Annotated in this window: 22 protein-coding genes; 12 read left to right on the plus strand and 10 right to left on the minus strand. The window is 66.8% G+C overall.

What is annotated here, in order from left to right:
• The first annotated feature begins 23 nt into the window (after nt 1-23).
• The gene (gene ftsB / locus BO996_RS23920) at nt 24-302 is read left to right on the plus strand and encodes a cell division protein FtsB (protein ID WP_012206908.1); all 279 of its coding nucleotides are present in this window, start codon (nt 24-26) and stop codon (nt 300-302) included.
• Nucleotides 303-633: 331 nt separating this feature from the next.
• On the plus strand, nt 634-906 hold the full coding sequence (locus BO996_RS29875; protein WP_232240414.1) for a hypothetical protein: 273 nt from the start codon (nt 634-636) through the stop codon (nt 904-906).
• Nucleotides 907-918: 12 nt separating this feature from the next.
• On the opposite strand, the gene hslO is transcribed toward BO996_RS29875, so the two are convergent.
• On the minus strand, nt 919-1,911 hold the full coding sequence (gene hslO / locus BO996_RS23930; RefSeq protein ID WP_012206910.1) for an Hsp33 family molecular chaperone HslO: 993 nt from the start codon (nt 1,909-1,911) through the stop codon (nt 919-921).
• Nucleotides 1,912-1,946: 35 nt separating this feature from the next.
• Nucleotides 1,947-2,471, minus strand: a complete 525-nt coding sequence (locus tag BO996_RS23935; RefSeq protein ID WP_012206911.1) for a gamma carbonic anhydrase family protein — start codon at nt 2,469-2,471, stop codon at nt 1,947-1,949.
• A gap of 54 nt (nt 2,472-2,525) precedes the next feature.
• Between BO996_RS23935 and BO996_RS23940 the strand changes: the two genes are divergently transcribed.
• From BO996_RS23940 to BO996_RS23950, 3 genes are all read left to right on the plus strand, one after another.
• Complete coding sequence (locus tag BO996_RS23940) at nt 2,526-3,332, plus strand: ferritin-like domain-containing protein (RefSeq protein ID WP_013801101.1); 807 nt, start codon at nt 2,526-2,528, stop codon at nt 3,330-3,332.
• 188 nt (nt 3,333-3,520) lie between these two features.
• A complete protein-coding gene (locus BO996_RS23945; protein WP_034396453.1) occupies nt 3,521-4,798 on the plus strand; it encodes an EAL and HDOD domain-containing protein in 1,278 nt (425 codons plus the stop codon).
• A gap of 58 nt (nt 4,799-4,856) precedes the next feature.
• A complete protein-coding gene (locus BO996_RS23950; RefSeq protein WP_012206914.1) occupies nt 4,857-6,146 on the plus strand; it encodes an EAL and HDOD domain-containing protein in 1,290 nt (429 codons plus the stop codon).
• A gap of 78 nt (nt 6,147-6,224) precedes the next feature.
• On the opposite strand, the gene BO996_RS23955 is transcribed toward BO996_RS23950, so the two are convergent.
• The 3 genes from BO996_RS23955 to BO996_RS23965 all read right to left on the minus strand — a co-directional run bounded on the left by BO996_RS23955 (nt 6,225) and on the right by BO996_RS23965 (nt 9,377).
• Nucleotides 6,225-7,223: a Bug family tripartite tricarboxylate transporter substrate binding protein gene (locus BO996_RS23955; protein WP_071956576.1), complete on the minus strand. Its 999-nt coding sequence runs from the start codon at nt 7,221-7,223 to the stop codon at nt 6,225-6,227.
• Nucleotides 7,224-7,354: 131 nt separating this feature from the next.
• Nucleotides 7,355-8,338 carry a site-specific tyrosine recombinase XerD gene (xerD, locus tag BO996_RS23960; RefSeq protein WP_071956577.1) on the minus strand — a complete coding sequence of 328 codons (984 nt, stop codon included), beginning with the start codon at nt 8,336-8,338 and terminating at the stop codon, nt 7,355-7,357.
• 76 nt (nt 8,339-8,414) lie between these two features.
• Entirely contained in the window at nt 8,415-9,377 is a 963-nt protein-coding gene (locus BO996_RS23965) for a tripartite tricarboxylate transporter substrate binding protein BugE (RefSeq protein ID WP_012206917.1), read from the minus strand.
• Nucleotides 9,378-9,704: 327 nt separating this feature from the next.
• On the opposite strand from BO996_RS23965, the gene BO996_RS23970 reads away from it, so the two are divergent.
• On the plus strand, nt 9,705-10,613 hold the full coding sequence (locus BO996_RS23970) for an AEC family transporter (RefSeq protein WP_071956578.1): 909 nt from the start codon (nt 9,705-9,707) through the stop codon (nt 10,611-10,613).
• Nucleotides 10,614-10,634: 21 nt separating this feature from the next.
• Here the strand turns inward: BO996_RS23970 and BO996_RS23975 are convergent, their stop codons facing one another.
• Nucleotides 10,635-11,528: a LysR family transcriptional regulator gene (locus tag BO996_RS23975; protein WP_071956579.1), complete on the minus strand. Its 894-nt coding sequence runs from the start codon at nt 11,526-11,528 to the stop codon at nt 10,635-10,637.
• A 230-nt stretch (nt 11,529-11,758) separates the two neighbouring features.
• Between BO996_RS23975 and BO996_RS23980 the strand changes: the two genes are divergently transcribed.
• Complete coding sequence (locus tag BO996_RS23980) at nt 11,759-13,147, plus strand: sodium:solute symporter (protein WP_071956580.1); 1,389 nt, start codon at nt 11,759-11,761, stop codon at nt 13,145-13,147.
• Between the two features lie 24 nt (nt 13,148-13,171).
• The gene (gene speB / locus BO996_RS23985) at nt 13,172-14,242 is read left to right on the plus strand and encodes an agmatinase (protein ID WP_071956581.1); all 1,071 of its coding nucleotides are present in this window, start codon (nt 13,172-13,174) and stop codon (nt 14,240-14,242) included.
• On the opposite strand, the gene BO996_RS23990 is transcribed toward speB, so the two are convergent.
• From BO996_RS23990 to queG, 3 genes are all read right to left on the minus strand, one after another.
• A complete protein-coding gene (locus BO996_RS23990; protein ID WP_197485526.1) occupies nt 14,239-15,294 on the minus strand; it encodes a helix-turn-helix transcriptional regulator in 1,056 nt (351 codons plus the stop codon). The genes speB and BO996_RS23990 overlap by 4 nt on opposite strands.
• 225 nt (nt 15,295-15,519) lie before the next feature.
• Nucleotides 15,520-18,567 (minus strand): diguanylate cyclase, encoded by a 3,048-nt coding sequence (locus tag BO996_RS23995; protein ID WP_071956582.1) that lies wholly within the window; start codon nt 18,565-18,567, stop codon nt 15,520-15,522.
• Between the two features lie 115 nt (nt 18,568-18,682).
• Nucleotides 18,683-19,738, minus strand: coding sequence for a tRNA epoxyqueuosine(34) reductase QueG (gene queG, locus BO996_RS24000; protein ID WP_071956583.1), 1,056 nt, complete (start codon nt 19,736-19,738; stop codon nt 18,683-18,685).
• Between the two features lie 12 nt (nt 19,739-19,750).
• On the opposite strand from queG, the gene tsaE reads away from it, so the two are divergent.
• The 3 genes from tsaE (at nt 19,751) to BO996_RS24015 (ending at nt 22,200) form a co-directional block, all read left to right on the plus strand.
• Nucleotides 19,751-20,278 carry a tRNA (adenosine(37)-N6)-threonylcarbamoyltransferase complex ATPase subunit type 1 TsaE gene (gene tsaE / locus BO996_RS24005; RefSeq protein WP_071956584.1) on the plus strand — a complete coding sequence of 176 codons (528 nt, stop codon included), beginning with the start codon at nt 19,751-19,753 and terminating at the stop codon, nt 20,276-20,278.
• Nucleotides 20,275-21,768 (plus strand): N-acetylmuramoyl-L-alanine amidase, encoded by a 1,494-nt coding sequence (locus tag BO996_RS24010; RefSeq protein WP_013801091.1) that lies wholly within the window; start codon nt 20,275-20,277, stop codon nt 21,766-21,768. The genes tsaE and BO996_RS24010 overlap by 4 nt, the downstream gene beginning before the upstream one ends.
• Before the next feature lie 207 nt (nt 21,769-21,975).
• Entirely contained in the window at nt 21,976-22,200 is a 225-nt protein-coding gene (locus BO996_RS24015; RefSeq protein WP_012206927.1) for a glycine zipper domain-containing protein, read from the plus strand.
• Between the two features lie 73 nt (nt 22,201-22,273).
• On the opposite strand, the gene BO996_RS24020 is transcribed toward BO996_RS24015, so the two are convergent.
• Complete coding sequence (locus tag BO996_RS24020; protein ID WP_071956585.1) at nt 22,274-22,924, minus strand: DedA family protein; 651 nt, start codon at nt 22,922-22,924, stop codon at nt 22,274-22,276.
• A 273-nt stretch (nt 22,925-23,197) separates the two neighbouring features.
• Between BO996_RS24020 and BO996_RS24025 the strand changes: the two genes are divergently transcribed.
• On the plus strand, nt 23,198-23,488 hold the full coding sequence (locus tag BO996_RS24025; protein ID WP_013801089.1) for a glycine zipper 2TM domain-containing protein: 291 nt from the start codon (nt 23,198-23,200) through the stop codon (nt 23,486-23,488).
• Nucleotides 23,489-23,651: the final 163 nt, after the last annotated feature.

Below are 23,651 nucleotides of genomic sequence, written 5' to 3' on the forward strand. Positions count from 1 at the left end.
TCCTTTCCGCAACATCTGCTGCCATGGTCAACCGCGTCGTCCCCCTTGTCCTGCTCGCCCTGCTCGCCGCCGTGCACGCGCAGTTGTGGCTGGGCCATGGCAGCGTGGCCTACGTCAAGGAACTGCAGCAGCAGATCCACGACCAGAACGTGGCCAATGCCCTGGAAAAGGCCGAGAACGACCGCCTGGCCTCCGAGGTCAACGACCTCAAGGACGGCCTGGCCATGGTCGAGGAAAAGGCCCGCAGTGAGCTGGGCATGGTCAAGCCCAACGAGATCTTCGTGCAGATCGTGCGGCGCTGAGGGTTGGGATTTTTTGCATCAGGGCCGGCTTCATGCCGGCCTTGTGCTTTTGCAACAAGGCGCCTGCGCCCCTTAACCGGGCCTGCGCGCAAGCCGAGACAGGTACTTGGACACAGCCCGCTTGCCCCCGCCCCCGGTGATTCTTCTGGGATCGCCGCCCGCGCTCGCGCTTTCAATGGCCCATGCATTGCGCCAGGCCTGGCGGCACCACGGAGCATCTCCCACTGACTGGCAATGCCTGGCGGCCGAGCCGGGGCAGTCTCTGCCGGAACATGGGGCCGTCTACCTGCTGGGACTGGATTGGAGAGCCTCCGTCACCGAGCACGAAGGAGTGAGCAATGGCCCTGCCGCACAGCTCCAGCATTGGCGCGACCAATTGCAAAGCCAGTCGCGCGACTACGTGGTGCTCTACGGCAATACCGCCCGGCAATGGCAACAGCTGGCCGAGTCGCTCAGGCTCAAGGCTCCGCAAATGGACTGGTCCTGGCTGCCCGCAAGCCCCGCGCAAGGCAGCGCGCGCCTTCGCCCCTACGGCTGCGAGCAGTGCAGCGACCCGGACTGCGAGCGGCGATTGTTCGACGCGCTGCGCAGCGGGCGAGACTGACTTCGAGCGTATTTACTGGACGTTCGTCGAGGTCGGCGGCTGCTTGCCGGCTTCGGTGAACAGCTGAGCGGCATCGATGGGATCGAACTCGTACTGCTTGCCGCAGAAGTCGCAGCCCACCTCGATATTGCCGCGCTCCTCCAGGATGCTGTCCACCTCTTCAATGCCGAGCGAGACCAGCATGGCGCCCACGCGCTCACGGCTGCAGGTGCAGGCAAAGCGCGGGCGCTCTTCGTCCTGCTGGGGGACGAAGCGCATCAGCTTTTCTTCCCAGAACAGGCGCCGCAGGATGGTTTCCACATCCAGCGTGAGCAGTTCGTCGCGCGTCAGGCTGGCGGCCAGCGTGGCGATGCGGTTGTAGTCCTCGTTCAGGCCGATGGCGTCCTGGCCCGATTGCTCGCTTTCGGTGGCGGAGGCCAGGTTGGCCTCGCCCTTGACCGGCATGCGCTGGATCAGCAGGCCGGCAGCCAACTGGTCATTGGCGGCCAGCACCAGCACGGTGTCCAGCTGCTCGGACTGCAGCATGTAGTGCTGCAGAGCATCGGACACCTTGGAGAACCTGCGGCCTTGCGCATCCTGCAGCGGCACCACGCCCTGGTAGGGCTGCTGGCCCGGCTGGCGTCCCTTGGGGTCCAGCGTGATGGCGCAGCGGCCACCACCGTTCACATTGAGCAGTTGCTCCAGCGTGGCGCCTTCGGGCGCCTCCCCGATCAGGGTGGCGGTGGCGCGCAGGCCGAAGTCGGACTGCACCTCGGCCACGGCCAGCTTGACCGGGCCGTCGCCCATGACCTGGAAGACCAGGGCGCCGTTGAACTTGATGTTGGACTGCATGAGCACGCCGGCAGCCGCCATTTCGCCCAGCAGTTCGCGCACGGCGGCGGGGTAGGCGCCGGTCTCGCCGTTTCCCGCGCGGCGTTGCAGGATTTCCTGCCAGGCGTCGGTGAGGCGGACGATGGAGCCGCGCACGGGCAGGCCTTCGAAGATGAATTTATGCAGTTCAGACACGCTGATGGATTCCGTAAAAAAGTGCCGGGCCTCGCTCAGCCCAGCTTGCGCAACCCGGTCTTGAACCGGCGCGCATTATCGACATAGTGTTGGGCGCTGCGGCGCAAGCCTTCGATCTGCTCGGGCGTCAATTGGCGCACGGCCTTGGCCGGGCTGCCGATGATCATCGAGCCATCGGGAAACTCCTTGCCCTCGGTGATGAGGGCACCTGCGCCGACCAGGCAGTTCCTGCCGATCTTCGCGCCGTTGAGCACCACGGCACCGATGCCGATCAGCGACTCGTCGCCGATGGTGCAGCCATGCAGCATGACCTGGTGGCCCACGGTCACATGGCGCCCCACGACCAGCGGCTTGCCCAGGTCGGCATGCAGCACGCTGGCGTCCTGGATGTTGCTTCCCTCGCCGATGGAAATGCTCTCGCAGTCGCCGCGCAGCACGGCGCCGAACCAGATGCTGGCGTCTTCGGCCAGCTGCACATTGCCCATGACCTCGGCGCTGTCGGCCACCCAGGCCGATGCTGCCACTTCAGGGGCCACTCCATCCAGTTCATAAATCGCCATGGGTCTTTGTCTCCGTCAATTATTGGTGATGGCAGGAAACCTAGAATTGTAGGGATGGAGTTACGTCACCGCGCCCTTGAGGTTTTGTGCCTCCCGGACCCCGAAGAAAAGGCCGCCGCCGCGTTGGACATGTATGCACGGCAGGCGCTTTATTCAATAGCAGCGCAGGCACCGGCCCTGCCCGATCCCGCACCGGACCTGCCGGGCCGCCCGCTGCGGCCCGAGCTGCGCCACCACACCGCCGTTGCAAGGCGCTCGCCGGCCACGCCCGAAGGCCGGGCCGTGCTGATCCACGCCATTGCCCACATCGAGTTCAACGCCATCAATCTGGCGCTGGATGCCGTCTGGCGCTTTGACGGCATGCCGCAGCAGTACTACCTGGACTGGCTGCAGGTGGCCGCCGAGGAGGCCAAGCACTTTCGCCTGCTGCGCGAGCATCTGCGCGCGCACCTGGGCCACGACTATGGCGACTTCCCTGCCCACCAGGGCCTGTGGACCATGTGCGAGAAGACCGCGCATGACGTGGTGGCCCGCATGGCACTGGTGCCACGCACGCTGGAGGCACGGGGCCTGGACGCCACGCCCCAGATACAGAACAAGCTGCGCAACACGCGCGCGCCCGATGCGCTGGCGGCCGTGGACATCCTCGACATCATCCTGCGCGAGGAAGTGGGCCACGTGGCCATAGGCAACCACTGGTACCGCTGGCTGTGCGAGCGTGAAGGCCTGGAGCCGGAGGCGCACTACCAGCACCTGACGCAGCGCTACGAGGCACCGCGCCTGCGCCCGCCCTTCAACGAGCGCGCACGCCGTGCCGCTGGCTTCACCGATACCGAACTGGCCTGGCTGCAGCAGGTCTGAAGAAAGACCGCCACAGCCGCGCGGACGGGCCCGTCCCGTCCGCATGGCCGCACAATGGTTTACAAACTAGGATGGGTCCGACTCCGCAATCGGACTTGTCCCAGCAGACACTGCCTGTCGGCATATTTATTCAGAACATTCCTACAATCAGATCTGCTGCTTACCGTGCCTCTTCGACCGAACACTCCATGACCGAATTGCCTGTCCATCTCTTCAACGATGCCCCTGCGGCCAGCCCCGCGTCCACAGACCGGGGAATGATCGCGCGCCAGGCCATCGTCAACGGGGTGCAGCAGATCATCGGCTACGAGCTTTTCAACCGTTCGCGCGCCTACCCGGACCATACGGCGGCCTCGGACGTGTCCCTGGTGTTCACGGCCCTGTCGCATGCCGGCGAAGAGGACCTGGTCGGCACCAAGTTGATGTTCGTCAACTGCACGCATGAAAGCCTGGCCGGCGGACATCTGGAGCTGCTCAACCCCGACAAGGTGGTGCTGGAGATCCCGCCGCTGGGCCTGGCCGCACAACAAGAGGTGCAGGCCCGCCTGCCCATCCTCAGCAATCTGCGCGCGCGCGGCTTCAACCTGGCCTTCAATCACACGGTGCTGGAGTCCGCCTATGCGGCCTGGCTGCCCCTGGCCGACTACATCAAGTTCGACCTGTCCGTGCTGGCCCCCGATCAACTGGCCGTGCTGGTCAACTTCGCTGGCCGCCACACGCGCGCCGAGCTGATCGCCGAGAAGGTGGAAAGCGCCCAGCAGCATGAGCAGGTCGGCCGCCTGGGCATACAGCTGTTCCAGGGCTTCTGGTTTGCGCGGCCCACGGTGGTGCGCACCAAGCTGCTGTCGCCCTCGCAGCAAAGCATCGTCCAGCTGCTGAATCTGGTGCGCCAGCAGGCCAGCACCGATGCCATCGAGGATGTGCTCAAGAAGGATGCGGGCCTGGCCTTCAACCTGATGCGCCTGATCAATTCCGTGGGTTTTGGCGTGCAACGCGAGATCACCTCCTTCCGCCAGGCCGTGATGCTCATGGGCCTCAAGAAGCTGTTCCGCTGGGCGGCCATGCTGCTGACCGCATCGCGCAACGGCGGCCCGCCGCCGGCCATCGGCCAGACCGCCGTGATCCGCGGGCGGCTGATGGAGCTGCTGGCCCAGGAATCGCTGAGCGAGGAAGACTCCGACCAGGCCTTCGTCGTCGGCATCTTCTCGCTGCTGGGCAGCATGCTGGACCTGCCCCAGGACGTGGCCATGAGCCTGATCCCCGTGCCCGATGCCGTCTCCGCCGCCGTGCTGCGCCATGAAGGCGTGCTGGGCGAGCTGCTGATCCTGGCCCAGGCCTGCGAAGCCAGCGACGACGCAGCCTTCAACCGCAGCGCAGACGCACTGCGCCTGAGCAGCCAGCAGATCAACTGGGCCCATCTGCAGGCCCTGGCCTGGACCGACCAACTGGCAGACAGCTCGCTATAGTCATGAGCTATCGCACGCAACTCAACGCCGCCGCTCCTTCATCTTTCTCAGCTTCCAAATGACTACCAACGACAACTCCTCCGCTCCGCCACCACCCCTGCCAGAAGGAGTGGAGGACGGACAGGTGGCCGTCATTGCGCGCCAGGCCATCGTCAACGAGGCGCGCGATGTCTTCGGCTATGAACTCTTCGATCGCTCCACAGCCCAGCATGCGCACACGGCGGCCTCCGATGCCGCCCTGCTGTTCAACGCACTGTCGTATGCGGGAGCCGAGGCGCTGGTGGGCAAGAAGACGGTCTTCATCAACTGCACGCATGACAGCCTGGCCGGCGGCCACCTGGAACTGATCCACCCCGACAAGGTGGTGCTGGAAGTGACCACGCTGGGCGAGAACGCCACCACAGCCGATATCGAAGAGCGCCTGCCCACCTTCCAGGCCCTGCGCCAGCGCGGTTTCCGCCTGGCCTTCAACCAGCACCTGCTGCGCCGCGCCTATGCCAGCTGGCTGCCTGCGGCCGCATTCATCAAGCTGGACATGCAGACCTTTGCACTGGCCGATGCCGAGACCCTGGTGAATTTCGCGCGCGCCCATACCAATGCCCAGATCGTGGCCGAAAAGGTCGAGACCTCCGAGCAGTTCGAGCGCATGCGCGACCTGGGCGTGCGGCTGTTCCAGGGCTTCTGGTTCGCCCAGCCGCAGCTGGTGCAGGCGCGCACCATCCGCCCCACGCAGGCCACCATCATCCAGCTGATCAACCTGGTGCGCCAGCAGGCCAGCACGGACGAGATCGAGGCCCTGCTCAAGAAGGACCCCACGCTGTCCTTCAACCTGCTGCGCTTCATCAACTCCTCGGGATTCGGCCTGTCCTGCGAGATCACCTCGTTCCGCCACGCGGTGATGATCCTGGGCCTCAAGAAGCTGTTCCGCTGGGCCGCGCTGCTGCTGACCACCTCGCGCGCGGGCGGCACGCCGCCGGCCGTGGGCCAGACCGCCGTGGTGCGCGGACGCCTGATGGAGCTGCTGACGGCCGAGCTGCTCTCGCCCGAGGAATGCGACAACGCCTTCGTGGTGGGCGTGTTCTCGCTGCTGGACGTGATGCTGGGCCAGCCCATGGAAAAGGCGCTGGAATCCATCGCCCTGCCCCAGCCCGTGATCGATGCGCTGGTGCACAACAAGGGCGTGTTCGCGCCCTTCCTGGAGCTGACGCGCGCCTGCGAAAGCGGCGACGACGAAGGCTTTGCGCGCGCTGCCAACGCCTTGCAGCTGTCCAACCACCAGGTCAACTGGGCGCATCTGCAGGCACTGGCCTGGGCCGACAACCTCACGGCGGACGACGCCACGGTCTGAACGGGCCAGCCACCATGGCAAAGGGCTTGCGGCCGGGAAGCCGCAAGCCCTTTTTGCATGCCACGCGCCGCAGCAGTATCAGTTCAGCTTGATGCCTGCAGCCTGGATGATGCGCGCGTTGGACTGGGACTCGGCCTCGATCTGGCGCGCGAAATCCTCGGCCTTGCCGCCCGTGGCCACGTTGTCGGTGGCCTCCAGCTTGGCACGCATGTCGGGCTGGGTCAGCACCTGGTTGATCTCGGCATTGAGCCTTTGCAGCACGGACGCGGGCGTTCCTGCGGGCGCGAAGATGCCGAACACCGAGGTCATGTTGGCGCTCTTGTAGCCCAGCTCGGCCAGCGTGGGCACGCCGGGCAGCGACTCCAGGCGCTGGGGAGCACCAACGGCCAGGGCCTTGAACTTGCCCGCCTTGATGTGCTGCAGCACGGCCGGCCCGGCGTTGGTGGAGAGCACCTCGAACTGGGCGCTCAGGCCATCATTGAGCTGCTGGCCGCCGCCCTTGTAGGGGATGTGCGTGATCTTGGCCTGCGAGGCATACATGATCTGCTCGAGCATGATGTGGCCCAGCGATGCCAGGCCTGCCGTGGCCCAACGGACTTCGCCGGGCTGGGCCTTGGCCTGCGCCACCAGTGCCTTGAAATCGGGCGCCGTGGAGCGGGCCGTGCCCAGCAGCAGCACGGGCGAATACATCACGCTGGTCACGGGCACGAGATCGCGCTGCGGATCGAACAGCGGCTTGCCCAGGTGCGGGCTCAGCGTCAGCGGGCTGATGGAGGAAAAGCCCAGCGTATAGCCATCAGGTGCGGCCTTGGCCACCAGGTCCAGGCCGATGGCGCCGCCGGCGCCGGCCTTGTTGTCCACCACCACGGGCTGGCCCAGGCGGGCGGCCAGCTTCTCGCCCAGGGCGCGCGCCACCACGTCGCTGACGCCACCGGCCGGATAGGAAACCACCACGCGGATGGGCCGGCTGGGCCAGGCGGCATCGGCGGCCGACGCGGACATCGGCAAGGCCGCAGCAGCGACCGTCGCCGCCAGCATGGAAGTCACCAGCACATGCCGGCGCAGGAAATCAGTCATCGAAAACTCCGCAGAAACACATCGAACACGGCGGTGATTGTTCTGCAAAGCGCATATCCCCGGGACAGGCTTTGCCACTTCGACGATTTCAACGGCAGAAACGCCCAAACCGGCGAACCCTCCACACCCAATCAACCACGCGGATGGTGCAAAGCGTGCAATGCCTTGAGCCGCTCGCGCGCCACATGGGTGTAGATGGTGGTGGTGGAGATGTCGGCATGGCCCAGCAGCATCTGCACCACGCGCAGGTCTGCGCCATGGTTGAGCAGGTGGGTGGCGAAGGCATGGCGCAGCGTGTGCGGCGACAGCGGTGCCGTCACGCCCGCAACCTGCGCGCAGCGCTTGACGATGACCCAGAACATCACGCGGCTCATGGCTGCTCCGCGCTGGGTCACGAAGACCGCATCGCTGCGCTGCCCGCCCAGGATGGCACCGCGCGCCGTGGCCAGGTAGCGCTCCAGCCACCAGTGCGCCTCCTGGCCGAAGGGCACCAGCCTTTCCTTTTGCCCCTTGCCCGTCACGCGCAATACGCCCGAGCGCAGATCGATGCCATGCAAGAGCAGATCCACCAGCTCGCTCACGCGCAGGCCGCTGGCATACATCAGCTCCAGCATGGCACGGTCACGCAGGCCCAGTGGCGTATCGACATCGGGCGCCCTGAGCAGTGCCTCCACCTGCGCCTGCGTCAGCGTATGCGGCACGCGCGGCGGCTGCCGGGCCGCCAGCATGCGTGCCGTTGGATCGGCGGCAATGCGCTGCTCGCGCAGCGCCCAGTGGTAGTAGCGGCGCAGCACCGTCAGCCGCCGGTTGGAAGAACTGGCCTTGGTCTGCTCCACCCGCACCGCGAAATAGCCCTGCAGCTCCAGCTCGCCCGCCGCATCCAGCGCCAGCGGCGGCTGCTGGTGCGCCAGCCACCGCCCCCAGGCCGTCAGATCCCGGCGATAGGCCGCCAGCGTATTGCGCGACAGCCCGTCCTCCAGCAGCAGCGCATCCATGAACAGGTCCAGCGCATCCAGGCTGGCAGGCAGCGGCGCCGGCCAGGATGCAGGATCGGCAGCAGATTCGGCTTCGGCAGCCGATGGGGAAGCGATGGAAGCAACAGGCACTTGGGACATCCCATCAAGCCTACAACGAAAAAACCCGAGGTCCGCAAGGAGCCTCGGGTTCTGAGCCAACCGCTCAAGGCGGTGCTTACTCCAGCGTGAGTTTTTGCTGAGCAACCACCTTCTTGTAGGTCTCGTACTCGTCCTTGATCTGCTTGGCGAACTCTTCAGGCGAGTTGCCGATGACTAGGGAGCCCGTGTCCTCGATGCGCTTGCGCACGGCCGGGTCCTGCAGCACCTTGCGCACGGCGGCGTTGATCTTGTCCACCACGTCCTTGGGCATGTTCTTGGGGCCCAGGATGCCGTAGTAGGCCATGCGGTTCACCGGCTCCAGGCCCACTTCCTTGAAGGTGGGCACATTGGGCAGCACGGCCAGGCGCTGGGGCGCGGCCACCACGATGGGCACCAGGCGGTTGTCCTTGATGAACGGCAGGGCCGAGGGCAGGTTGTCCAGCACCATGGGCACCTGGCCCGCCACCACGTCGTTGAGCGCCGGGCCCGCGCCGCGGTAGGGGATGTGGGTGACGAAGGTGTTGGTCAGGCTCTTGTACAGCTCCATCAGCATGTGCTGGATGCCGCCCGTGCCCGAGGAGGCATAGGAGTACTTGCCCTGGGACTTCTTGAGTTCGGCCTCGAAGCTCTTGTAGTCCTTGGCGGGGAACTTGGGGTTCACCGCGATCACGTTGGGCGTGGCCGCCACGTTGATGATGGGCGTGAAGTCCGTCAGCGTGTTGTACGAGATCTTGGGGTTGATCGCGGGGTTGGTCGCCGTGGTCGAGACCGTGGCGATGCCCAGGCTGTAGCCATCGGGCTGCGAGCGCGCGGTTTCCATGGCGCCGATGACGCCACCGCCGCCGCCGCGGTTGTCCACCACCACGGGCTGGCCCAGTTCCTTGGTCAGGGGTTCGGCGATCACGCGGGCGATGATGTCGGTCGTGCCACCGGGGGCGAAGGGCACCACCAGCTTGATCGGCTTGGTGGGATAGGCCTGGGCCAGGGCTCCGGTGCTTGCGAGGACCAGGGTCAGGCCCATCCAGCTGCGACGATTCATACAAGATCTCCTTTTGGGGGTCGTGTTGACGAAGAAGGTTTCATGGACATCCGCAAGGCCGTGCCTGCGGATGGATGGTCTGCGAAACGAAGGCTCGCAAACGCTGCCACGGAACAGCCATGGTGGGGCCTGGAGCCCGCTGCGCGCTTGACGGTCGTCAGGACCTGCGCTTTCGGATCGGCTGTGTGGACCCCAGCGATGCTAAGGCCCGGGGCCCGGTTGTCACAGTTTGTCGCAGCACTGATTTCCCGGTGTTTACCCCTAGCCTCGCGCCATGGTTTCTCGGGAGACGCGGCGACTGCGGGGTTGCGCTTATGCTCTGCCCCCGTGAACTACGCCGTGCTGCTCTTCCCCGATTTTTCGCTCATCGTGCTTGGCTACGTGCTGTGCCGCTTCACACAGCTCAACCGCACGGTCTGGCAGGCAGTGGAGGCGCTGGTGTACTACCTGCTGTTCCCGGTGCTGCTGTTCCACTCCATCGTCAAGAGCCCGGTGGACTGGGGGGCCACCTCCCACTTGCTGGCCGCTGGCGTGTGCGCGGCCGTGGTCGGCATCGGCCTAGCCTACAGCCTGCCCTGGTGGCCGGGCCTGCGCGGCCGGATCGACACACGCGAGCATGCCGGCGCCGTGCAGGTGGCGTTTCGCTTCAACTCCTTCATCGGCCTGGCGCTGGCCAGCCGGTTGGCGGGGCCTGAGGGCCTGCTGTTCATCTCGGTGCTGATCGGCGTGAGCGTGCCGCTGTGCAATATCGCGGCCGTCTGGCCCATGGCGCGCGGCAGCAACCAGCATTTCCTGGGGCAGCTGGTGCGCAATCCGCTGATCGTGGGCACGCTGTCGGGCCTGGTGTTCAGCGCGCTGGGGCTGAAGCTGCCCGCGCTGATCGAGCCGTCGATCTCCCGCATAGGCGCAGCCTCCATCGCGCTGGGCCTGATGTCGGCCGGCGCCGGCATGCAGTTCGGCGCGCTGGCCGCCGGCAAGCTGCTGGCCGTGTGCCTGCTGGCCGTGCGGCATCTGGTGCAGCCGCTGATCGCCTATGCCATGGTGCGGGCGTTTGGCCTGAGCGGTGCGCAGGCGCTGATCCTCATGGCCTTCTCGGCCCTGCCCACCGCATCGTCGTGCTATGTGCTGGCCGCGCGCATGGGCTACAACGGCTCGTATGTGGCGGGGCTGGTCACGCTGTCCACGCTGCTGGGCGTGCTCAGCCTGCCGTTTGCGCTGAGCCTGCTGCAGTTCTGATGCCGCTGTGCCGCGGCGCCCCTACAGCACGGCACGCATGTCGTCCGTGAAGGCGGCCGTGATGTCGTCCTGGCGTGCGCGCTTCTTGGCCACCATGGTGATGTCCACGTCATAGCTGAAGAGGGATTCGTCCAGCGCTTGCAGCAGGCCGGCAGCCACATAGGGCGCCGCGTAGTGCTCTGGCAGGTAGCCCAGGTGGGCGCCTGACAGGATGAGGATGGCGGCCGCCTCCATGTTGTCCGCCTCTGAGGTGACATGGCGCGGGCGCCCCGTCAGCGGGGCCTGCGGCAGCGGATAGGTGCGCCAGGTCCAGTCGGCCTCGCCCGCCTCCTGCGCGCCGATGCAGCCCGCGCGTGCGGCAAAGGGATGGCTGGCGCTGCAATAGGCCACCTGCCTTTCGCTGAACAGCAGCGTGTATTCCAGCGCCGGCGCACGGTGCAGGAAATAGCCCACGGCGACCTGGAGCTCGTCGCGCAGCAGCATTTCCTCCAGCTCGCGCGGCCCGCGCACCAGCACCGACAGGCGCACAGCCTCGTCGCGCTGGCGAAAGCGCTGTATGGCCCGCCCCATCAGCGCGTTGTATTCCATGGGTGCATTGCCGATCAGGCCGATGGCCAGGCTGCCGACCAGCTGCCGGTGCATGTTGCGCGCCTGCGCACTGAAGCCTTCCAGTCCCTGCAGGGCCGTGCGAGCCATATCGACGAAGCGCCGGCCCTTGGCCGTCAGGCGAAAGCCGCCGCGCCCCCGTTCGCACAAACTGAAACCCAGCCGCGTCTCCAGTGTGGACAGCTGACTGCTGAGCGTGGACTGCCCTACGCCAAGGCTGGCCTGCGCCGCCGACACGCCGCCCGCGTCAACGATGGCCAGAAACACGCGCAGCAGCCGCAGGTCCAAGTCTGAAACGGTATGGAGCATGGGGTTTTCACTCGGAAAAGATCGATTCTTATCGATGTTTGTAAATGGAACTTGAAATGGATGCAATCCGGGCTGCTGTCTAGCATCCACGGCTGTTGCAGCACATCTGGATTGAACAAAGAGGGACTGCAATACAGAACAAGAGGGGCGGTCCAGGGGATTCACTTCCATGGATACCGCTGTTTCAAGAGGCCCCTGCCAACAGGGCCGCAACAAAAGGGAGACAAACCATGTTGCTCGATATCTCGGTCGTGGTGATCTACGCGGCGGCCATGCTGCTGCTGGGCTGGTACGGCATGCGCCGCGCGAAGACGCAGGAGGACTTTCTCGTGGCCGGCCGCAACCTCGGGCCCGGCCTGTACATGGGCACCATGGCCGCCACGGTGATAGGCGGCGCCAGCACCGTGGGCACGGTGCGCCTGGGCTATGTGTACGGCATCTCCGGATTCTGGCTGTGCGCGGCGCTGGGCGCGGGCCTGCTGGTGCTCAACCTGTTCCTGGCCAAGCCCCTTCTCAGGCTGCGCATCTGCACCGTGACCCAGGTGCTGGAGCGGCGCTACAGCGCCCGTACCAAGCAGGCCAGCGCCCTGGTGATGCTGGCCTACTCGCTGATGCTGGCGGCCACGTCGGTGATCGCCATCGGCACCGTGATGCAGGTGCTGTTCGACCTGCCGCTGTGGATCTCCATCCTGGTGGGCGGGGGCGTCGTGGTCATCTACTCGGCCGTGGGCGGCATGTGGTCGCTGACGCTGACGGACATCGTGCAGTTCGTGATCAAGACCGCGGGCCTGATGCTGATCCTGCTGCCCATCTGCCTGTACCGCGTGGGCGGCTGGGACCAGCTGGTTGCACGGCTGCCTGCGTCCAGCTTCGATGTCACCCACATCGGCTGGGACACCATCGCCACCTACTTCGTCATCTATTTCTTCGGAATCATGATCGGCCAGGACGTGTGGCAGCGCGTGTTCACGGCCCGCAGCGAACGGGTGGCCGCCGTGGCGGGCAGCCTCGCCGGCGTGTACTGCGTGGTCTACGGACTGGTCGGCGCCCTGGTGGGCATGACAGCGCGCGTGCTGCTGCCGGACCTGGACAACGCCAACAATGCCTTTGCCGCCATCGTGCAGGCCAGCCTGCCGGACGGCATCCGCGGCCTTGTGATCGCTGCCGCACTGGCGGCCATGATGTCCACCGCCAGCGCCGCCATGCTGGCCGGCTCCACCGTGCTGGCCGAGGACCTCGTGCCCCTGCTGCGGGGCGGCCGGCCGCTGGTCGATGTGCGCTGGCACCGGCTGCTGACGCTGCTGGTGGGGCTGGCCGTGCTCGGCATCGCCCTGGTGGTGGACGATGTGCTCAATGCCCTGACCACCGCCTACAACCTGCTGGTGGGCGGCATGCTGGTGCCGCTGATCGGCGCCATCTACTGGCGCCGGGCCACCACGGCGGGCGCCATCGCCAGCATGCTGCTGGGCTGCGCCACGGCCGTCGCCTTCATGGTCAGGGACGGCCTGGCGTCCAACACGCCCATCTATGCCAGCCTGGCCGTGAGCACGGCCAGCTTCATCCTCATCAGCCTGGCGCAGCGCACGCAGCAGCGTTCGCTGTCGGGCATTCAATCCTGAATCCGGCACTGAATCGGAGACGACATGACGCTTTTCACACCAGACAGGCTGCAGGCGCTGCGCGCACGCTTCGGCGGCGCCAACGAGTCTGTGATCCACGACCCGCATTTCCGCGCCGTGGCCGCCCACATCATCGATGCCAGCGGCACGCGCAACGCACCCTACGCAGGCATGCCCACGCTGCTGGACGCACCCATGCGTCCCTTGGACTGGAGCCGCCCGGATTTCGGCGACCTCCAGGCCGCACTGATCGGCGTGCCCATGGACCTGGGCATCAGCAACCGCAGCGGCTGCCGCTTCGGCCCCCGGGCCCTGCGTTCCATCGAACGCGTGGGCCCCTACAACCATGTGCTTCGATCCGCTCCCACACGCGAGCTGCGCGTGGCGGACATCGGCGACGTGCCGCTGTCCAGCCGCTACAGCCTGGAGCAGTCGCACCGCGACATAGAGTCGGCCTTCGCGAAGATCCATGCGGCCGGCGTGATTCCGCTGGCCGCTGGTGGAGACCATTCCATCACCCTGCCCATATTGCGCGCACTGGGCCGCGAGCGGCCACTGGCCCTGGTGCATTTCGACGCCCACTGCGACACCGGGGGCCCCTTCGACGGCAGCCGCTTTCACCACGGCGGCCCGTTTCGTCAGGCCGTGCTGGACGGCGTGCTCGACCCCACGCGGACCATTCAGATCGGCATACGCGGCGCGGCCGAATATCTCTGGGAGTTTTCCTATGAGTCGGGCATGACCGTGATCCATGCCGAAGACATTCCCGCGCTGGGCGTGGACGGCGTCATTGCCCGCGCACGCGAGGTGGTGGGCGATGCGCCCGTCTACGTCTCCTTCGACATCGACTGCCTGGACCCGGCCTTTGCGCCCGGCACGGGCACGCCCGAGGTCGGTGGACTCACCGTGCGCGAGGCACAGGCCATGGTGCGCGGCCTGGCCGGCATCCACATCGTGGGCGGCGATGTGGTGGAGGTGTCGCCAGCCTACGACGCCACCACCAACACCGCCCACGCAGGCGCGCAGATGATGTTCGAAATCCTCGGCCTGATCTGCGCACGCCAAGCCGGGAGTGGCTCCGCCCAGCCTGCCTAGGCCCCCTGCCCGCCCTCCGCATCCCGCAGCAGCCCCAGCGGCGTGCTGCCGTAGCGTGCCCTGAACCGCCGGGAAAAATGCGCGGGTGAGCTGAAACCGCAGTGCTGCGAGATCTCCGCGATGCCCAGCGTTCCCGGCTCCGTGCCACGCAGCAGCGCATGGGCGCGTTCCAGGCGATAGGCCATGAGTTCGGCGCTGAGGCTGGTGCCTTCGCGCGACAGCTGGGATTGCAGCGAGCGCACGGACAGCCCCAGCCTGGACGCCACGCGCTCGGGCCCCAGCGCCGGGTCCGGGTACTGGCGGGCAATGAGCTGGCGCACCCTGCGCAACAGCACGTGCATGGGCGCGCCGGGTCGGGCCGTCGCCATGTCGGCGCTGGCCTGCAGCACGGTCTTCACGGTGTTGATGACCAAGTCGGACAGCCTGGCGGATTCGGCCTCGGGCAAGGGGTCCTGCCACGCGGCCAGCAACTGCATCTGCTGGACCAGCAGTTGAAGCGATGCACAGTCGGGCAGGCTGCGTGCCAGCAGTTGCGAAGCCAGGCCGCCACGCGAATCGATCAGTGCCAGCGGCACGGCCAGCACCACCAGGTCCACGGCCTCTTTCTGCCAGATGCGGTAGCCGCGCCGCTCATCCAGCAGGAACAGCTGGCCGGGTTGCGCCTGCAGCCTCCTGCCCGCAACCGCCATGCCCGGCTCCCCGGATGACGCCGAGGCATCCGGTACGTCCGGCACGTCCGACAGGTCAGGTACGTCAGGTGCATCCGGTGCGAATACCTGGGCTCCACCTTTGGCATAGAGCACGCACAGCAGGCAGGGCGGGCCTGCGCGCTGGCCATCGTCATGCAGGCGCTCCATGCCATGTTCGGCCGCCATCTGGATGCGGTTGAGCACCACCGCGCCCACGCCGCGCGATGTCAGCACGGCCTCGAAGCGCTCGGGCTGCGCAACCAAGGGCGTGTGCGGCATCTGCGCCTCGCGGCTGGCATCGCTCCAGAACTGCGCTCGCGAAAGCGGCGCGATATGCACCGTGGACCAGCGGTTGTACGTCATACATTCCTCGCCCTGCGCTCGGCGCGCAGCCTCCTTTTGTGATGGGTTGCACGGAGAGTCGGCCGCACCCGAGTGTTGGGGCCAGGCAAGAGGCGGCAGGTCCACGCGACAGCATGAACCCAGGATTTTCGGGATTGCGGCCCGATCAGGCCATTGGATGATTCTGAAAATTCACCGGGGTGAATTCCTAGGCCTGTGCGCCGCACCAGCCCGGATCAGCGCGTATCAGCGCGCGATGGCAGGCAGCCGCTCGCTCCACAGCGTGGACTGGTTGCGGCCGTTGCGCTTGGAGTAGTACAGCGCGGCGTCGGCACGCTCCAGGCAGCCCTGGGCCGAGGCATCGCTGCGCTGCAGCTCGTACACGCCCAGGCTGATGGTGATGCGCAGATCGCCGGCCAGGCCCGCATCGATGGCGCGCGCGGCAACGGTTTCGCGCAGGCTTTCGGCGCGGCGCAGGCCCACCTCGGCATCGGTGTCGGACAGCAGCACGGCAAACTCCTCGCCGCCCAGCCGGCCCACCATGTCTTCCTTGCGCATTTCCTGCGCCACCGAGGCCAGCAGCTCCTTGAGCACGATATCGCCCACCGCATGGCCGTAGCCGTCGTTCACCTGCTTGAAGTGGTCTATGTCCAGCATGATCAGCGTGGAGTGCGCCACCAGTCCGCTGCGCAGATGGTCCAGCTCCATCGCCAGCCGCTCCATGAAGGCGCGGCGGTTGGGAATGCCGGTCAGCGCGTCGGTCAGCGCCAGGGTCTCCAGCTGGGATTCGCGCTGCTGCCGCTCCGTCGCGTCGTGGAAGACCCAGCAGTGGCCGATGGAGCGGTCACCGTCGCGCAGCTGCATGCCCTCGATCTCCACATAGTGGTCGTCGGGCAGCGCATGCAAGGACCGGCCAGCCACGGGCCCGGCACTGAGCACGCCAGCCACCGAAGGCGGCAGCAGCTGGATCAGCGCCGGCATGCCCAGCCCCACCAGGGCGGCAGGCGCCATGTCCAGCCGCAGCGCGGCCGCCAGCATGCGGTTGGCGGCCAGCACCTGGCGGCCCTGGGCGTCTGTGACCAGAATGCCTGCGGGAAAGCGGTCGATGATGGCCTCCAGCCGGTGCTGGGTCTCGGCCAACGCGGTCTCGGCGCGCCGGCGCGCGTCGGTATCGATCATGGTCCAGATGACGCGGCCGTCGTCCTCGTCGGGGTCCAGCAGCGAGCCCTGCATGTCGAACCAGTGGCCCGAGCCCGAAGGCATGCGCAAAATCCATTCCGTGCGCACCGTGCCGCGTGCGTTGAGCTGTGCGTAGAGCTGGCCGAAGCGCTCGAAGCTCTCGTCGCTGACATGCAGGGCGCGAAAGTTCACGCCGCCGGGCAGCCGGTCTGTCTCGATCTCGAAGGTCTGCACCGCGCGCTCGTTGGCATAGAGGATTTCGCGCTGGGGACCGGCCATGACGATCAGGGCGCTTCCCCGGTCCAGCAAGGCCTTGATGAGCCGGGACTGCTCCACGCGCTGCTGTATGTCGGTGTGCGTGCCCAGCATGCGCACGGGCTTGCCGTCGGCATCGCGCTGGGTGATTTCGCCGCGCGACTCCACCCACAGCCAGCTGTCGGCCGAGCTGCGCAGCCGCATCTCCACGCGGAAATCGGCCCCGGCCTCGGCATGGCGCTGCAGCCGCGCCAGCATCCGCGCCCTGTCCGAGGGATGGACCATGGCGCAGAAGGCGTCATAGTTCATGGGAAACTGCGCGGCCTCGAAGCCCAGCATCTGGTAGCAGCGGGCATCCCATTCCACATGGCCGCTGCGGCAGTCCCACTGCCACAGGCCGTCGCGCACGGCGCCCACGGTCAGGCGCAGGCGTTCCTCGCTGTGGCGTATGGATTCCTGCATGGCCTGGTCCTGCGTCACATCGTGCACATAGCCATGCCACAGCAGGGAGCCGTCTTCCTCCTGCTGCGGCCGGGCGTGACCATGCAGCCAGCGCAGCTCGCCTGCAGGGCCGTAGACGCGGTACTTGTGCTCCCAGACACCCTTGCTGCCCACGCTGGCCTGCACCGAGGCCGCCAGGGCCGGCAAATCCTCGGGGTGGACCCGCTTGAGCAGTTCATGGTCGGCAAACCTGGCGGCATCGGCCTTGGCGCCATGCAGTTCGAAGAATCCGGGGCTGGTGAAAGGGAACCGGAACTGTCCATCCGCGCCTATGCGGAACTGGAACAACCCGCCCGGCACCTCCTGCGCCAGCCGCGCGAAGCGCCGCTCACCCTGCAGCCGCATGCGCTCGCTGAGCTGGCGCTGGCGCGCCAGCCACAGCGTCAGCAGCATGCCCAGCAGCAGCACGGCCGTGCCTATGCCGTTGCGCAGCAGGCCGCGCTCCAGCGATGCCTCCAGCGACTCGAAGATGGCTTTCTTGTCCAGCCCTGCACTGACGATCAGCGGATAACCCTCCACCCGGCTCCAGGCATACATGCGCTGCACGCCATCGACGGACGATTCGGCCTCGTAGGTGCCGCGCTCCAGGGCCGGTGCGAACAGCGCCACGCGCACATCGGAGACCGAGCGGCCCATCACCTGCTCCTGCCCCTGCGAGCGCGCCAGGTAGGCTCCATCGGTGCGCAGCAGCAGGATGACGTCGTTGGCGCCATCGAAGATGGACTGGAAATAGCGCGAAATGTATTCGGGCGACAGCGACAGCACCAGCACGCCCGAGAACTGCCCCTGGCGGTACAGCGCGCGGCTCAGCTGTATGGTCCATTTGTGGGAGACACGCCCCTGTACGGGGCGGCCGATGAACATGCCCATGTTCTCGCGGTTGGCATGCACCTGGAAATGCTCGCGGTCCCGGATGGAGACCTTGGCAGCCCGCGTCTCCGCTTCCTGCTGGAGGTTGGAGTACACGATGTCCCCTTTCTCGTCGGCCACGGCGATCTGCAGGAAGGTGCCGGCCGGGTAGGCGTCGAACGTGGTCTGCACGGCACGCCGGAACCCGTCGACATCGCCATCGGCAAAGTCGGATTCCAGGCCGCGCATGGTGTAGTCCAGGCCGGACAGCAGGGTCTGCACCTGCACCGACACCGCATGCGACATTTGCCCCACCCGCAGCCAGGACTGGGACTCGGTAAAGCTGCGCTGCGTGCGGTGGCTGTCCACCAGCACCGTCCAGTACGCCACCGTGGCCAGCAGCACGCAGCACAGGCCCACCCAGACGGCCACAGTGGTCTGGGTCAGCGGTTCTGCGTTCAGCAGGCGGGACAGGCTGCGGGGAGGCTTTGCGCGCATATCAAACATCATGTTGAGTCACACAGGCCCCGCGCCTTCAAGGGCAGTGGCCCGCAACAGGCCGCCGGGGGGCACTCCGACAGAGCGCAACAATTGTTTCACACACAAGCGCCCTGGTCTTATCAGCTCAATCCGATCTTTGCGACAGCGCCCAGGCCACGTGCTCGCGCACCAGGGCGTCCGGATGTTGGGCGCGGCTGGCCAGCGCCTGCTGCAATGCCGCGTTGCCGGTTTCACGCCAGGCATTGCCCAGCGCCACGGCCACATTGCGCAGCCAGCGCGCATGGCCTATGCGCCGGATGGGACTGCCTTCGGTCAGGCGCAGAAAGGTCGGCTCGTCCCAGGCAAAGAAGTGCACCAGCTGCCCGCCGGACAGGGCCTCGCGCGCATCGAAGTCGGGCAGGCGGCTGGGCTGGGCGAACTTGTTCCAGGGGCAGGCCAGCTGGCAGTCGTCGCAGCCATAGATGCGGTTGGCCATCAGCGGCCGCAGCTCCTCGGGAATGGCGCCCGCGTGCTCGATGGTCAGATAGGAGATGCAGCGCCGCGCGTCCACCCGGTGCGGCGCCACGATGGCGCCTGTGGGGCAGGCCGTGATGCAGGACGCGCAGCTGCCGCAGTGCGCGGTCACCGGCTCCGTGGGCTCCAGCGCAAGGTCCACATAGATCTCGCCCAGGAAGAACATGGAGCCCGCTTCGCGATTGAGCACCAGCGTGTGCTTGCCGCGCCAGCCCTGGCCGCTGCGCCGGGCCAGCTCGGCCTCCAGCACGGGCGCGGAGTCGGTGAAGGCGCGGTGCCCGAAGGGGCCGACTTCCTGTGCAATGCGCTCGGCCAGCTTCTGCAGCCGGTTGCGCAGCACCTTGTGATAGTCGCGCCCCCGGGCATAGACGGAGACAATGCCCTCGTCGGGCCGCTGCAGCCGCGCCCACTCCACCGCTTGCCAGGCGCCCGGCGCATCGGCAGGCGTGTCGCGCGGCAGGTAGTCCATGCGCGCCGTGATCACGCTGACCGTGCCCGGCACCAGCTCGGCAGGCCGGGCGCGGCGCAGGCCGTGGGCCTGCATATAGTCCATCTCGCCATGGAACCCTTGGGCCAGCCACTGCATCAAACCCGGCTCCGCAGAAGACAAATCCACGCCGGCCACGCCAATTTGGGAAAATCCCAGCTCGCGGGCCCAGCCTTGCATCAAAGGAACCAATTGACTGCTGCACAACATACTCCCTCGATTGTAGAAAGCGCCCAGCCGCAGGATGCGGAAACTGCGGGCCATCGCTGGATATGGGGCAGCGAGGAAGACACGCAGCGGTTTGCGCAGCAGCTTGCAGACCATCCCGCGCTGCGCAACGCCTACGTCACGCTGCACGGCGACCTGGGCGCAGGCAAGACCACGCTGGTGCGGCACTGGCTGCGCGCACTGGGCGTGCAGGGCCGCATCAAAAGCCCCACCTATGCCGTGGTGGAGCCGCATGAGGCGCCGGACCTGGCCATCTGGCACTTCGACTTCTACCGCTTCGATGATCCGCGCGAGTGGGAGGATGCAGGATTTCGCGATATTTTCGCCAGCCCCGGTCTCAAGCTGGCAGAATGGCCCGAAAAGGCCGCAGCGCTTACGCCTGCGGCAGATATAGCTATTCATATCGAAGCAATCGACGAGACGCAGCGCCAGGTGACCTTGCTCGCCGGCACGCCCGTCGGACGCGCCGTGATCCAAGCACTCAAGGCATGAGCGACGCCAACTCCTCCTCCTATCCGTCCGGCCTGTCGCGCCGCAATCTTTTGCAGGCGGGCTCCATCGTGCTGCTGCTGGGCCGCCAGCACATCGCGCACGGCGCCACCATCGTGGCCGTGCGTGTCTGGCCCGCGCCCGAATACACGCGCGTGACCATAGAGTCCGACCGGCCGCTGGCTGCCAAGCAGTTCTTCGTGGACCAGCCCCCGCGGCTGGCCGTGGACATCGAGGGCATCGACCTCAATCCCGCGCTGCGTGAACTGGTGGCCAAGGTCCGCTCCGACGATCCCAACATCGCCTCCATCCGCGTGGGCCAGAACTCGCCCAGCGTGGTGCGCCTGGTGATCGATCTCAAGCAGCCCGCCAAGCCCCAGGTCTTCACGCTGCAGCCCGTGGCGGCCTACAAGCACAGGCTGGTGTTCGACCTGTACCCCGCCAAGGCCGTGGACCCGCTGGAGGCGCTGATCAGCGAGCGCCTGCGCGATGCCTCCGGCGACGATACCGCTGTCGCATCGGCACCGCCGCCGCCTCCACCACCGCTGCCCCGGCCCTCAGGCCCCACGGCGCCAGCCCCCGACCCGTTGGGCGACCTGATCGCCCAGCACAGCAGCGGCTCCGGCGGCAAGACGCCTGCACCGCCCGCCGTGGTGGCACAGGCACCTTCCCCAGCCGCTCCGGCCCCGGCGCCCCGCCCTCCCGCGCCTGCGCCCGTTCCGGCCCCTGCCCCCATTGCCGCGCCCAACATCGCCACCTCGCGCCAGACCGACCGCATCATCATCGTGGCGCTGGACCCCGGCCACGGCGGCGAGGACCCCGGCGCCACCGGCCCCAGCGGCACGCGCGAAAAGGACGTGGTGCTCAAGATCGCCCACCTGCTGCGCGACCGCATCAACGACACCCGCATCGGCGGCAGCCCCATGCGCGCCTTCATGACGCGCGATGCCGACTTCTTCGTGCCCCTGGCCACGCGCGTGGAAAAGGCCCGGCGCGTGCAGGCCGACCTGTTCATCAGCATCCACGCCGACGCCTTCACCACGCCGGCCGCGCGTGGTGCCAGCGTCTTTGCGCTCAGCGACAAGGGCGCCTCCAGCACGGCCGCGCGCTGGCTGGCCAACAAGGAAAACCAGTCCGACATCGTCGGTGGCCTGAACATGGGCTCGCAGGACCAGCATGTGCAGCGCATGCTGCTGGACATGAGCACCACGGCGCAGATCAAGGACAGCCTCAAGCTCGGCGGCGCCCTGCTCGGCGAGATCGGCAACATGGCCAAGCTGCACAAGCCGCGCGTGGAGCAGGCCGGGTTTGCCGTGCTCAAGGCGCCCGACATTCCCAGCGTGCTGGTGGAAACCGCCTTCATCAGCAACCCCGAGGAAGAGGCCCGGCTGCGCAGCAGCGCCTACCAGGTGCAACTGGCCGACGCGCTGATGCGCGGCATCCGCAACTACTTCGCGCACAACCCGCCGCTGGCACGCAGCCGCTCCGTCTGACAGAGCCAGGCGAAGGCCGCGGGCGATGCCGCCCGCAGCCGCTGTCGGACGGTAAAGACGCGACACTTCCGAGCCGCCCGGCGGCAGCTCGGGCAGATCTCCTACCGCTGACGCAAGCCCTGAATGAGAGCATGCAAACATGTTCCACACAGTGCTTGCGCCACACGCCACTCACGGCGACAAGGCAGGCCATCACAGGAGATGAACATGAAGACACGCCTTTATTCCATTGCCGCCGCAGCAGCCATTGCCCTGTTCTCTGCCGGCTGTTCCACCAATCCCAGCAGTGCACAGATCGGTACCGGCGTAGGCGCCGTGGCCGGTGGTGTCGTGGGGGATGCCCTGTTCGGCAGCACGCTGGGCACCGTGGGCGGTGCAGCCGCCGGTGCACTGATCGGTAACGAGGTGGGCAAGCGCAACGACCGCCGCTGATCCCCACTCCCGCTCCACGAAAAAACCCCTTGCGCCATGAAGGTGCAAGGGGTTTTTTCTATGCGCTGAAAGCTCAGGCAGCCGTCTTGGGCGCGCGCCCCGCACGCCAGGCGCCAAAGATGGCGATCAGGCCCGGCACCAGGATCAGGCCCCAGATGATCTTCTCCAGGTTCTCGCGCACCCAGGGCAGGTTGCCGAAGAAATAGCCGGCTGCGCTGATGCCGAACACCCAGACAATCGCCCCGCCCACATTGAAGGCCGTGAACTTGCCCCGGTTCATCGCGGCCACCCCGGCCACGAAGGGCGCAAAGGTGCGGATGAACGGCATGAAGCGGGCCAGCACGATGGTGATGCCGCCATAGCGCTCGTAGAACGCGTGGGCCTGGTCGAAGGCGCGGCGGTTGAACCAGCGCGAGTCCTCCCACTGGAACACCTTGGGCCCTATGTAGCGGCCGATGGTGTAGTTGCACTGGTCGCCCAGCACGGCCGCCACCAGCAGCACGGTGCAGGCGATCGAATAGTCCATGAGGCCCGCGCCGCACAGCGCGCCGACGATGAACAACAGCGAGTCGCCAGGCAGAAAGGGCATGACCACCACGCCCGTCTCCACGAAGACGATGAGAAACAGCAGCGCATACACCCAGGGTCCATAGGCCACGACAAAGGCCTCCAGATGCTTGTCGATGTGCAGGATGAAGTCGATCAGGAACTGAATGATTTCCAAAAGAGAGTCCTCCGCGGCGGGCGCCGCACCGGCCCGTACTGTACTTCGCCGGCATGCCCCCACGGCCGAGCCGGAGCCGGTCACGCCATCGCACACACCGGCGCTTGCAGGAATCTACAAATGCTTGAAATCAAGCTTGTTTTGTTACACAACTTGATAAAACTCTACGAAAAACTCATGAGTGCGTCAGCTTTTTGCAGGCAAAGTGCTTCCATGCCGTCGGCAATGCCGGCCCGGCCTCACCACCATCGCCAAGACACAAGGAAGCAAGCCATGAACAAGACCCTTCGCACTTTCGCGCACAAGTCCGAACGCCAGTCCGGCTCCACGATGGGCCGCACCCTGGCCATCGCCGCCCTGCTGACCGGCGCGCTCGCGATGGGCGGCTGTGCCCACCGTCCCAACAATGCGCAACTGGGCACGGGCGTGGGCGCCGTGGCCGGTGGCGTGCTGGGCAGCGCGCTGTTCGGCACCACGCTGGGCACCGTGGGCGGCGCCGCGGCCGGTGCGCTGGTCGGCAACCAGATGGGCAGCAACAGCGACCGCGCAGGCCGCCGCCGCTGACCCTGCAGCCACCCTCATTCAAAGAGTGCCCCCGGCTCCGGCCTTTGTTGCCGGGGACGCCTCTTGGAGCCGCTTTCGCGGCTCCTTTTTTTGCGGGCGCCGGCGCCGCACACCCCATTCCCACAGCCCGCAAGCGGTGGATGCGAGCCCCTAGAATTGCCGC

Origin of the sequence: Delftia sp. HK171 (genome assembly GCF_001886655.1) — a bacterium.
Lineage (GTDB): Bacteria > Pseudomonadota > Gammaproteobacteria > Burkholderiales > Burkholderiaceae_C > Comamonas > Comamonas acidovorans.

Coding starts and splice junctions, on each gene's coding strand:
- BO996_RS24010 (WP_013801091.1), top strand. CDS start 20,275: ATGAGCGACGCCAACTCCTCCTCCTATCCGTCCGGCCTGTCGCGCCGC.
- BO996_RS23995 (WP_071956582.1), bottom strand. CDS start 18,567: ATGATGTTTGATATGCGCGCAAAGCCTCCCCGCAGCCTGTCCCGCCTG.
- BO996_RS23945 (WP_034396453.1), top strand. CDS start 3,521: ATGACCGAATTGCCTGTCCATCTCTTCAACGATGCCCCTGCGGCCAGC.
- BO996_RS23935 (WP_012206911.1), bottom strand. CDS start 2,471: ATGGCGATTTATGAACTGGATGGAGTGGCCCCTGAAGTGGCAGCATCG.
- BO996_RS24015 (WP_012206927.1), top strand. CDS start 21,976: ATGAAGACACGCCTTTATTCCATTGCCGCCGCAGCAGCCATTGCCCTG.
- BO996_RS23980 (WP_071956580.1), top strand. CDS start 11,759: ATGTTGCTCGATATCTCGGTCGTGGTGATCTACGCGGCGGCCATGCTG.
- BO996_RS23950 (WP_012206914.1), top strand. CDS start 4,857: ATGACTACCAACGACAACTCCTCCGCTCCGCCACCACCCCTGCCAGAA.
- BO996_RS23940 (WP_013801101.1), top strand. CDS start 2,526: ATGGAGTTACGTCACCGCGCCCTTGAGGTTTTGTGCCTCCCGGACCCC.
- BO996_RS23975 (WP_071956579.1), bottom strand. CDS start 11,528: ATGCTCCATACCGTTTCAGACTTGGACCTGCGGCTGCTGCGCGTGTTT.
- BO996_RS23955 (WP_071956576.1), bottom strand. CDS start 7,223: ATGACTGATTTCCTGCGCCGGCATGTGCTGGTGACTTCCATGCTGGCG.
- BO996_RS23990 (WP_197485526.1), bottom strand. CDS start 15,294: ATGACGTACAACCGCTGGTCCACGGTGCATATCGCGCCGCTTTCGCGA.
- ftsB (WP_012206908.1), top strand. CDS start 24: ATGGTCAACCGCGTCGTCCCCCTTGTCCTGCTCGCCCTGCTCGCCGCC.
- speB (WP_071956581.1), top strand. CDS start 13,172: ATGACGCTTTTCACACCAGACAGGCTGCAGGCGCTGCGCGCACGCTTC.
- xerD (WP_071956577.1), bottom strand. CDS start 8,338: ATGTCCCAAGTGCCTGTTGCTTCCATCGCTTCCCCATCGGCTGCCGAA.
- BO996_RS24025 (WP_013801089.1), top strand. CDS start 23,198: ATGAACAAGACCCTTCGCACTTTCGCGCACAAGTCCGAACGCCAGTCC.
- queG (WP_071956583.1), bottom strand. CDS start 19,738: ATGCAAGGCTGGGCCCGCGAGCTGGGATTTTCCCAAATTGGCGTGGCC.
- BO996_RS23965 (WP_012206917.1), bottom strand. CDS start 9,377: ATGAATCGTCGCAGCTGGATGGGCCTGACCCTGGTCCTCGCAAGCACC.